Below are 10,382 nucleotides of genomic sequence, written 5' to 3'. Positions count from 1 at the left end.
AGAACAATGTCTCGTCCGAGGCCAGAACCCTGACCACCGGCACCACCGCATCGCTGCGAGGGAGGAGACCGTCGCCGTAGCGGCGGGGGAGAGCATCTAGCGGATCTCTCCGCGTTTTGCAACCCCGCCTTTCCGGCGCCCCGACCAGAACCGTGTGGCTCGTCGTCGGTGGGGGGCTTCTACGGCCCAGGACGGGGGGAGTCAACACGGGGTCGTACATGGCGTCACATGGCTGCCATAACTCCCAACCCCTTGACATTGCTGCCGACGTTACATTGCCGATCCGCCTTTTCGGTTGACTTGCCGGCCCGTCCCCAAGAAGTTCCCCGCCGGGACCACTCGGGACATGACAACAGTATGATTTCCAACCTGCGCCTCGCCCTTTGCCTTTGCGCCGCCTTTGCGGTCCCTGCGGCGCACGCCACGGCATTGGAGCCTCCTGCCGAGGCGCAGCGAATCGTCACCGTGGAACCTGGCGATACGCTGGGGGGCCTGCTCGGGGATGCAGGCGTCGAAGCCGCGGAGGCAAATGCGGCGATCGCCGCCCTTACTCCGGTGTTCGAGCCGCGCCGCCTGGCCGTAGGGCAGGAGGTCGGGCTGCGACTGGATGCGGATAACATCCTTATCGGCCTCGAGATCGAACCGCGCCCCGGCCATACCATTGCCCTGCAACGCCAGGATGAGGGATGGGCGGTGCAGGAGGTGGTGACCCCTCGGCTGCGGCACCTCGCGCGCGTCGATGCGGAGGTCTCCAGCGGCGTTTTCTCCGCCCTCACCCGCGCCGGCCTGCCCGCGCCGCTCACCCATTCGTTGATCCGCGCCCTGTCGCATGAGGTGGATTTCCAGCGAGACCTGCGGCCGGGCGACCAGGTCTCGGTCGCTTTCGAAAGGCTGCGCGGGCCGAATGGCGACCTGCTCGGTCATGGCCAGCTGCATTATGCGGCGCTCAGCCTGTCGGGGCGTCTGCTTGAGGTCTGGCGCCATGCCGGGCCGGACGGCAATGTCGCCTGGTACCGCGCTGATGGGCGGCCGCTGCGCGCCGGCTTCATGCGGACCCCGCTGGACGGCGCCCGCCTGACCTCCGGCTTCGGCATGCGGCGCCACCCGATTCTGGGCTACAGCCGCCGCCACACCGGGCTGGACTTCGCCGCCCCCACCGGCACGCCCATCTTCGCGGCGGCCGACGGTACGGTGGCCTCCGTGCGATACGAACGCGGCTATGGCCGCACCGTGCGGCTGCAGCATCCGGGCGGGGTGGAGACCGTCTATGCACATATGTCGCGCTTCACCCGCGGGCTGCGGGCCGGGGCGCGAGTGCGGCAGGGCGCGGTGATCGGCGCGGTGGGCTCCACCGGCATGTCGACCGGCCCACATCTCCACTACGAAATCCACATTGCCGGGGTGCCGCAGAACCCCGCCCGCGTGGCGCTTCCGGGCGGCGCCCCGCTGCGAGGCCGCGAACTCACTGCTTTCCAGAACAGCCGGCTCGCCCTGGGCCAGCATCTGGCGGCCCTCACCACCAGCACCACCGAGGTCGCGCTGGCCGCCGACTGAGCCCCGCTCAGTCGCCGCGCGCCAGGCTTTCCTCCAGCGGTGTCTCGGGGGAAAGCCGGCTGGGCAGCAATTCGCCGCGCCGTTCCAGCAGCGGGTGCGCCACCATCGCGAAATGCGCGCCGATCCGGCGCAGGTCGCGCACCGCATCCAGCAGCAGCCCGGCCGCGGCGCCGCCCTCCGCCGCGCTGCGGTCCGCCGCCTCCGCCATCCGGGCCAGGGCCAGACGCTCGGCCTCCCGCAGCGCCTCCTTTTCCCGCACCAGGCGGCGGGCGGCCTCGGCGTCTTCCCGCATGAAGACCGCGACGGCGAGGCGGAGCTGCGCCTGCAGGCGCAGATGCAGCGCGGCCAGCTCGGCGGCGATCTCGGCGGGCAGCACCAGGCCGCGGCGCAGGCGTTTGGTCGCCAGCCCGCCCAGGTCGCGGTCCAGCACATCCCCCGCATGTTCCAGGGAAACGGCAAAGGCGCGGATCTCGGCCAGGCGCCGTGCTTCCTCCTCCCCCAATATCTCCGGCGGAATCCGGGCCAGGTAGAACTGCACCTGGCGATGCAGCCGATCCACCACGTCATCCAACCGCTTTGCCGCCTTGGGACCCTCGCGGGTGCCGTCCTGGAAAGCGGCGGCGGAAGCGGCGAGCATCGCCTCCACCGCATCGGCAATCCGCAGCACCTCCCGCGCGCCATTCGCCAGGGCCACCGGCGGGGTCTCCAACGCGCCAGTGTCCAGATAGCGGGCGGCGCCGGCATCCTCCGCCTGCGGCCGGTCCGGTACCCAGCGCTGCAGCAGGCCGGCCAGCGGGCCGAGCAGCGGCCAGGCCAGCAAGGCGGTGCCCAGGTTGAAGGCCAGGTGCGCCTGCGCCGCCGTAAGGGCCGTCACGCTGCCCAGCAGGGTCGCGGCCTGCGGCAGCAGCGCCAGCACGATCGCCGCCCCCACCACCCGATTCGCAAGATTGCCGAGCGCCACGCGCAGCCGGGCGCGGTCTGGCCCGGCCTCCCCCATCGCGGCCAGCAGCGGGTTCAGCGCGCTGCCGAGATTGGCGCCCAGCACCATGGCGATGCAGGCCTCCGCCCCCACCGCGCCGGACGCCGCCAGCGCCGCGATGAACAGCATGGCCGCAACCGAGGAATGCGCCGCCCAAGCCAGCACCGCCGCCACCAGCAGGTTGGGCAACGGCATCGCAGCGATCGCCCCCAGCACCTGGCGCAGCGCCGGCGAGGCCTCGACCGGCGCCATCGCCTGCCCGATCAAATGCAGGGCGGTCAGCATCAGCCCGAGCCCGATCGCGACCCGCCCGAGATCCCGCACCCGCCCCGCCGCGCCGCGCCGGAAGCTGACGACGCCGCCCAGGATCAGGGCCGGCGCCAGGAAGCCGGTCGGGAAGGACAGCACCAGCACGATCAGCGCCGTGCCCAGATTGGCGCCCAACATGCCGGCCAGCGCCGGCGCCAGCGCCACGCCCGCGCCGGCCGCGAAGCTGCCGAGCATCAGCGCCGTCGCGGTGGAGGATTGCAGCGCGGCGGTAATCGCCAACCCCGCCAGCACCGCCCGCCCGCGCCCGCCGAGGCCCACGCCCAGCACATGGCGCAGCCGCATCCCGAAGCCGCGCTGCACGCCGGACTGCACCATGTGCAGCCCCCACAGCAGCAGCGCAGCATGACCGGCCAGTTCCACCAGTAGCAGCGCCTGCAACAACGGATGCACCTCCAACGGAAAGCGGATGTCATAAAACTGCAATAATGCAGATTAGACCCCTCCCCGCCGGTTTCAAACAGCCATCGCGGCCTTCGGTTCAGGATCACCGCCTCGGGATGTGATGGATCTTCCGTAACCCCTTCCCACCGAAGCAGGCGGCGTCCATCTTGCGCTGATGAACTGGACCCTCATCCTCGGCGCCGTCGGCTGCCTCGCTGCCTGCATGGTGGCGGCCTCCTCTGGCGCGATCTTCAAGCCGGGGGCCTGGTATGCCGGCCTTCGCAAGCCCTGGTGGAACCCGCCGAACTGGCTGTTTCCGATCGCCTGGTCGCTCCTGTTCCTGATGATGGCGGCAGCCGGCTTCCTGGTGTGGCGAGAGGATGGTCTGGGCCTGCCAATGCTGGTCTGGGCCGGGCAGCTCGTGCTGAATTCGGGCTGGTCGGCGGTGTTCTTCGGCCTGCGCAAACTGGGCTGGGCGACGATCGAGGCCATTGTGCTTTGGGCCGCCATCCTCGCCTGCATCCTGCTGTTCGCGCCGATCTCCGCCACCGCCGCCTGGCTGATGGTGCCCTATCTGGCCTGGGTCAGCTTCGCCGTTTTCCTGACCTACACGATGTGGCGGCTGAACCCCGGGCCGCACCCGGTGATGCGCCGCGACGAGGTCGGCAACCTGACCCAGCGGGCGGAGATGTAGCTGTCGGGTTGCTCGGCACCACGCCGGCGATTGCTCTACCTCAGCGCGCGGCGCGCCCTGGTGCGGGCCGGGGCGGCGTGTGGCGCCGGATGCTGCCATCCCGCTGCGGCACGACGATGGGCGCCACCTCCACCCGCGCCGTGCCGCTGCGCCGCATACCCAGCTCGGTGGCGGTGCGCGGGCTGACATCGATGATCCGGTGGCGCGATCGCGGCCCTCGATCCTCGATCCGCACCCGAGCGGACTGCCCGGTCGCCAGATTCGTCACGCGTGCGATGGTGCCAAGCGGCAGGGTGCGGCTGGCGGCGGAGTTGGAGCGCGCATCGAAACGCGACCCATTGGCCATGCGCCTGCCGTCGAAACGGTGATGGTAGAAGGACGCCTCGCCCCGCTGGATGCGGCCGGAGGTATCATCACCGGGCCGGACGCTTTCGGGCCGGGCGCTTTCCGGATTCGCCGCGGCGGGAACGGCGCAGAGCAAGGCCACCCCCGTCAGCGCCGAGAGCCATTTCGTTGGACCGCACATCGAAACCCCCTCGCTGCTGTCACCGAACAGGACGCGAGGCGGCCGCAAGGGTTCCGTCAGTCCGCCCAGTACAGCCGGTCCGGGTTGTCCACCGTCACCCGGCGGATCAGCGTCGGGTCATCCGTCATCGCGCCGAGCAGATCCACCAGATCGCCATCATTCGGCATGTCGCCCGCAATGTTCGGGTGCGGCCAATCGGTGCCCCACAGGCAGCGATCGGGCGCCGCCGCCAGTAGCGCCTGGGCGAAGGGCACCGAATCCAGGAAGGGCGCACCGGCCGAGGAAACCCGCTCCGACCCGCATATCTTCACCCAGGCCAGGGGGTTCTTCATCAACTCCAGAAGCTGCCGGAAGGCCGGCTGCGCCACGCCGTCCTTCGCCTTCACCCGGCCCATATGATCGATGACGAAGGGGATTCGGATGGCGGCGATGGTCTCCGCCATCGGCACGATGTCCTGCGCGTCCAGGTGCAGCACCACATGCCAGCCCAGCGCCTCGCATTGCGACAGCACGCGCTGGAAGACCTCCATCTCCGGCATGCCGCCCAGGTGGCGGACGAAGTTGAAGCGCACGCCGCGGATGCCGCCTTCATGCAGCCGGGCGAGTTCCGCATCCGTCACGCCCTTCTCCACCACCGCGACGCCGCGCATGGTGCCGCCGGACCGGGCAATGCCGTCCAGCGTCACCGTCATGTCGCTGCCGTGGCAGGAGGCATGGACGATGACGGCGCGGGAGATGCCGAGCTTGCGGTGCAGCGCCACCAGCCCCTCAAACGGTGCATCGGGCGGCGTGTAGGCGCGGTCCTCCGCGTAGGGGAACACGGCGCCCGGGCCGAAGACGTGGCAATGCGCGTCGCAGGCGCCGGGCGGCAGCACCAGGCGAGGGGCGCGGGTATCCGGGTCCGGGCCCTTGCAGGTGGGAATCTCTTTCTTCACTGACGGGGAATCCCTGCCTTCTCAATCACTTCCGTCCAGCGTGCGGTGTCGGCGCGCAGCAGTTCGCCCATCGCCGCCGCCGTGCCGCCGCGCGGCTCCACGCCCACCTGGGTCAGCGCCACGCGCAATTCGGTGCTGCCCAGCGCCTCATTCACCGCGGCGTTGAGGGCGGTAATGGCCTCGGGCGGCGTGCCGGTGCGGGCGACCAGGGCGTTCCAACTGGCGACGTCGTAATCCGGCACCCCGGCCTCCGTCAGCGTCGGCACATCCGGCAGGTTCTCCGCCCGCGTCGCGGAGGTCACGGCCAGCACGCGCAGCGCGCCGGCCCGGATCTGGCCCATGATCGGGCCGCTGATCTCGAAGGCCGCATCCACATCGCCGCGGATCACCGCCGTGGTCAGCGCCGGCGTGGCGGGGAAGGCGATGGTCTCGAACTGCGTGCCGGAGCGAATCTTGAACAGCTCCGCCGACAGGTTCTGGGTGCTGCCCGCGGTGATGCTGCCGATGTTCAGCCGCCCCGGATTGGCCCGCAGCCGCGCCAGCAGCCCGGCAATATCCCGGTCCGGCGAATTCGGCGCCACCACGATGGCGATGGGAAAGGCGCCCATGGTGACCACGGGGGCGAAATCCGTCAGCGGATCGAAGGGCAATTGCCGGAACAGCGCCTTGCTGATCGCGGTGCCGTTGGAGGCGACGAGCAGCGTATGCCCATCCGCCGGGGCAGCCATCAATTGCTGCCCGGCGACGATGCCGCCGGCGCCCGGGCGATTGTCGATCACCACCGGCTGGCCCAGCCGTTCGGCCATGCGCTGCGCCACCGCCCGCGCCGTGAGGTCCGCGACCCCGCCAGGCCCGAACGGCACGACGATGCGGATCGGGCGCTGCGGCGCCCAGGCCGAGGGGGCGGATTGCGCGCGGGCGGTGCCGATTGCCGGCAGCGCCAAGGCGGCGCCAAGGGCGGCGCGGCGGGTGAGGTGCATCATGCGCCTATTCATTCGTCACATTGGCGCGGCGGATCACGTCGCCCCAGCGCACACGCTCCGCGATGATCAGGTCGCGGAACTGCTCCGGCGTGCCCGGCGCGGCATCGGCGCCCTCGGCGGCCAGGCGCGGCTTCAGCTTCTCGCTTTGCAGCGCCCGCGTGCTGGCCTGGTTGATGCGGTCGATGATCGGGCGCGGGGTGCCGGCGGGGGCCACCAGCCCATACCACTGCACCGCATCGAAGCCCGTGACGCCCTGCTCATCCAGCGTCGGGATATCCGCGGCGCTGGACAGCCGCGTCAGGGAGGAAACGCCGATGGCGCGCAGCAGGCCGGCGCGCACCGGCGGCAGGATGGGCGGGCCGCCCGTCATCGTCATGTCGATCTGGCCGCCGATAAGGTCGTTCATCATCGGGCCGGTGCCGCGATAGGGCACATGCACCAGCTCGATCCCCGTCGCCAGGCAGAAGGCCACCACGGCGGTATGCGCGGCGGATCCGTTGCCGCCGGAGCCATAGGTGATGGTGCCCGGCGCCGCCTTGGCGCGGGCGATCAGCTCCTGGACATTGGTGATCGGCAGCTTGCGCGTGTTCACCGCCAGGATGTTGGCGACATTGGCCACCAGCACGATCGGCGCGAAGGAGGTGACGGTGTCATAGGACAGGTTGCGGTAGAGGGACGGGTTCACCGCCAGAGTGCCGATATGGCCCATCATCAGCGTGTAGCCATCCGGCGCCGCGCGCGCGACGATCTCGCTGCCCAGCGTGCCGCCGGCGCCGGCGCGATTTTCCACCACGAAGGGCTGGCCGAAGGCTTCCTGCAATTCCGCGCCCATGGCGCGGGCCAGGATGTCCGTGCTGCCGCCGGGGGTGAAGGGCACCACCAGCCGCACCGACCGTTCGGGCCAATTGCCCTGGGCGTGCAGGATGCCCGGGGTTGCAAGAATGGGTGTGGCGAGCAGGCCGGCGCCGGCGAGCAATGCGCGACGTGGCAGATGCGGGCTGGTCATGGGGTTTCCTCCGCTTGGATCAGCGCGCCTTCGCGCGTCAATTCGTTGATTTCCTGGTCCGACAATCCGGCCTCGGCCAGCACGTCAGGCCCCGCGGCGCCGAGGCGCTGCGCGGCGGGCAGGCTCGGTGCCATGCCGCCGGACAGAATGTTGGGCGCGCCGATGGCGAAGGTCGCACCCTCGGTCGGGTGCTCCTCCTCCCGCACCATGCCGGTGGCGCGGAGGTGTGGGTCGGTCAGCAGGGATTCGAGGGTGTTGTAGGGCATCGCCGGCACGTCATGCTGGGTGAACAGCGCAAGCCATTCGGCGGTGGTCTTGCCCACCAGCGCGGTGGCGCGCAGCGCGAAGTATTCCTTGGTATGCGCGGTGCGGGCGGCGACCTTGCCGAAGCGCGGGTCCTCGATGAGTTCGGGGCGGCCGATGGCGCGGAAGAAGCCATGCGCCTGCGCGTCGGTGTTGGCGGAGACGGCGATGAAGCCGTCCGAGGTCTTCAAGGGCCGCGCCTCCGGACTCAGCACCCGCTGGTCGCCCGGCGGGCCAAGCGCCGGGCGGAAGGACATCGGGCCGAGATGTTCCTGCAGCACGAAGGCCGCCATGTTCTCGAACATCGGGATTTCGAGGCTCTCGCCGCGCCCGGTCTTTTCCCGCCGATACAGGGCAAAGCCGATCTGCTGGGCGGCGATCAGGCCGCAGACATGGTCGGCGACCAGCATCGGCACATAGCGCGGCTCACCGGTGCTGGCCTCGAAACAGCCGGCGATGCCGGAGACGCCCTGGATGACCGTGTCGTAGGCCGGTTTGCCGGCATAGGGGCCATCGGTGCGGAAACCGACGATGGAGCAATGGATCAGCCGCGGCAATTTTTCGGCCATGGTCACCGCATCCACGCCGAGCCGCTTCTGCGCCTCCGGCCGGATGTTGGTCACCAGTATGTCGCAGCGCGCCGCGATGCGCGCCAGCACCGCCTTGGCGCGCGGATGCTTCAGGTCCAGGCAGATGGAGCGCTTTCCGCGGTTGAAGTTCAGGAACTTCCCCGCCATGCCCGGCGTGCGTCCCTTGCCGCCGAGCTTGCGCAGCAGGTCGCCCTCCGGGCTTTCCAGCTTAATGACCTCCGCCCCCTGTTCCGCCAGCACCCCGGTGCAGACCGGGCCGACGACGACGGAGGACAGGTCCAGCACGCGCAGCCCATCGAGCGGCCCGCTCATCCTCAGACGAGCTCTTCGAGGGCCTGCGGGAACAGGCGCATATAGGCCTCGCCATGGACCATCGGCTTGCCGGAATTGCGGCCGCCCTGCATGCCGCGATTCAGCGCGACACGTTCGTAATAGGCCCAGAGGTGCTTCTGCGCCGGCAAGCATTGGAAGGCCTTGAACTTGGTCTCCCAGACCTCGGAGATGTTCAGCAGCACATCCGGCTTGAAGTCGCATTGCTCGGGCTGGTGCGGCTCGAACAGGAACATGGCGGGGGCGGAATAGGTGTAGTCCGCCTGCGGCTTGTGGCCCATCGCCTGGGCGATGATGCGCGCCTGTTGGGCGAAATGCGCGGCGTCCGGGTGGTCGAAGTTGTACGGGTCCTTCAATGCATGGCTCAGCACGAAACTGGGGTTCAAATCCCGGAAAATGTCGATGGCGCGGTCGAGCATCGCGGGCGTGTTGACCAGCGGATAGTCGCCGGCATCCATGAACTCGATCTCGGCGCCGAGCACGGCGGCGGCCGCCTCGGCCTCCGCCTTGCGGCCGGCCTTCACGGATTCCAGCGTTGCGCCCTTCTCCTTCCAGGCGAACTGGCTTTCGCCGCGCTCGCCATAGGACAGGCAGAGGATCTTCATGCGGTAGCCGCGCTTGGCATGCAGCGCGATGGCGCCACCGGCGCGCCAGACGAAATCGCCCGGATGGGCGGTGATGACGAGACCGGTTTTTTGCATGTGATTCCTCGGGGCTGGCACGGTTGGGCCGGAGAATGGCCCCCGCCGCCGGATGCGACAAATGGAAAGAACGGCGTGACTATGCCCTTTTGTGCATACCGTCAGCGCCGGGCGGCCGCTCCGCGGCCTTGGCGCACGGAATGCCCGTCTCAAGCGGCAGGCGCCACCTTGTCCTTCGGCCGCGTCCGGAAATGCCGGCGCAGCAATGCCAGCATCGCCTCCGCCGCCGGAGACAGCGGCACCCCGCGGCGGGACACCACGCCCAACCGCCGCAGCACCCCCGGATCGCGCAGCGGCACCGCCACCACGCCGGCAGACCCGCTGGCATCAACCGCCAGTCGCGGCACCACCGCCAGTGCCAGGCCGGATTCCACCATGCTGATGGCGGTGGCCAAATGCTGCACCTCATACCGCCAATCCATCGCATCCCGCCTGGCGCCCAGCGCCTCGTCCAAAAGGGCGCGGTTGCCGGTATGGGGCGCCACGCGCACCATCGGGCGGCCTTCCAGATCGGCCCAGGACAGATGCGGGCGGGTCGCGAACTCATGCGCGGCGGGGCAGGCGACGACGAAGGCCTCGGTCAGCAGCGGCACGATATCCAGGTCCCACCGATTGGCCGACACGATGGTGATGCCGAACTCCGCATCGCCGCGCGCCACGCCATCGGCGATCTCGCTGGCCGAGTGATCGAAGACTTTCACCATCACCGCCGGATGGGTCCGCGCGAATTCCACCAGCAGGCGCGGGATGTGGTGCACGGCGATGGTCGGCAGGCAGCCGATGGTCACCGATTCCTCGCCCCGCCCGGCGCCGGCGCGCAATTCGGAGAGCACCGCGACCAGCGCCTCCACCGGCCCCCGCGCCCGGCCTGCCAGTTCCAGGCCTGCCGGCGTCAGCGTCACCTGCCTGGTGGTGCGCGCCAGCAGGCGGCAGCCCAGCGCTTCCTCGAATTTGCGGATGCGATGCGACAGCCCGGTCTGTGACAGGTTCAGATGCGCCGCCGCCTTGCGGAAAGACCCGCGCTCCGCGATCGAGAGAAAGGCTTCCAGCCCGAGGAAATCGACCGCCAT

The 10,382-nt window shown here is 69.9% G+C and carries 10 protein-coding genes; 2 read left to right on the top strand and 8 right to left on the bottom strand.

The window, feature by feature from the left end:
* Positions 1–357 precede the first annotated feature (357 nt).
* Complete coding sequence (locus ACFHNC_RS15695; RefSeq protein ID WP_437170168.1) at positions 358–1,554, top strand: M23 family metallopeptidase; 1,197 nt, start codon at positions 358–360, stop codon at positions 1,552–1,554.
* Between the two features lie 7 nt (positions 1,555–1,561).
* Here ACFHNC_RS15695 and ACFHNC_RS15690 read toward each other — a convergent pair whose 3' ends face one another.
* Positions 1,562–3,244, bottom strand: coding sequence for a Na/Pi cotransporter family protein (locus ACFHNC_RS15690; RefSeq protein WP_437170167.1), 1,683 nt, complete (start codon positions 3,242–3,244; stop codon positions 1,562–1,564).
* A 175-nt stretch (positions 3,245–3,419) separates the two neighbouring features.
* Here ACFHNC_RS15690 and ACFHNC_RS15685 point away from each other — a divergent pair, with 175 nt between their 5' ends.
* On the top strand, positions 3,420–3,938 hold the full coding sequence (locus ACFHNC_RS15685) for a TspO/MBR family protein (RefSeq protein ID WP_437170166.1): 519 nt from the start codon (positions 3,420–3,422) through the stop codon (positions 3,936–3,938).
* A gap of 40 nt (positions 3,939–3,978) precedes the next feature.
* Here ACFHNC_RS15685 and ACFHNC_RS15680 read toward each other — a convergent pair whose 3' ends face one another.
* The 7 genes from ACFHNC_RS15680 to ACFHNC_RS15650 all read right to left on the bottom strand — a co-directional run bounded on the left by ACFHNC_RS15680 (position 3,979) and on the right by ACFHNC_RS15650 (position 10,382).
* Positions 3,979–4,464: a septal ring lytic transglycosylase RlpA family protein gene (locus tag ACFHNC_RS15680; protein ID WP_437170165.1), complete on the bottom strand. Its 486-nt coding sequence runs from the start codon at positions 4,462–4,464 to the stop codon at positions 3,979–3,981.
* A 56-nt stretch (positions 4,465–4,520) separates the two neighbouring features.
* Positions 4,521–5,399, bottom strand: a complete 879-nt coding sequence (locus ACFHNC_RS15675) for an amidohydrolase family protein (RefSeq protein WP_437170164.1) — start codon at positions 5,397–5,399, stop codon at positions 4,521–4,523.
* A complete protein-coding gene (locus tag ACFHNC_RS15670; RefSeq protein WP_437170163.1) occupies positions 5,396–6,382 on the bottom strand; it encodes a Bug family tripartite tricarboxylate transporter substrate binding protein in 987 nt (328 codons plus the stop codon). Before ACFHNC_RS15670 ends, ACFHNC_RS15675 begins: the two co-directional genes overlap by 4 nt.
* Positions 6,383–6,386: 4 nt before the next feature.
* Positions 6,387–7,388 carry a Bug family tripartite tricarboxylate transporter substrate binding protein gene (locus ACFHNC_RS15665; protein WP_437170162.1) on the bottom strand — a complete coding sequence of 334 codons (1,002 nt, stop codon included), beginning with the start codon at positions 7,386–7,388 and terminating at the stop codon, positions 6,387–6,389.
* Positions 7,385–8,593, bottom strand: a complete 1,209-nt coding sequence (locus ACFHNC_RS15660; RefSeq protein ID WP_437170161.1) for a CaiB/BaiF CoA transferase family protein — start codon at positions 8,591–8,593, stop codon at positions 7,385–7,387. The genes ACFHNC_RS15665 and ACFHNC_RS15660 overlap by 4 nt, the downstream gene beginning before the upstream one ends.
* A gap of 2 nt (positions 8,594–8,595) precedes the next feature.
* Entirely contained in the window at positions 8,596–9,312 is a 717-nt protein-coding gene (locus tag ACFHNC_RS15655; RefSeq protein WP_437170160.1) for a PIG-L deacetylase family protein, read from the bottom strand.
* 149 nt (positions 9,313–9,461) lie between these two features.
* Entirely contained in the window at positions 9,462–10,382 is a 921-nt protein-coding gene (locus tag ACFHNC_RS15650; RefSeq protein ID WP_437170159.1) for a LysR family transcriptional regulator, read from the bottom strand.

It is taken from the genome of Falsiroseomonas sp. E2-1-a4 (assembly GCF_051433165.1).
Taxonomy (GTDB): domain Bacteria; phylum Pseudomonadota; class Alphaproteobacteria; order Acetobacterales; family Acetobacteraceae; genus Falsiroseomonas.
This window is presented reverse-complemented; position numbering and strand designations above follow the sequence as displayed.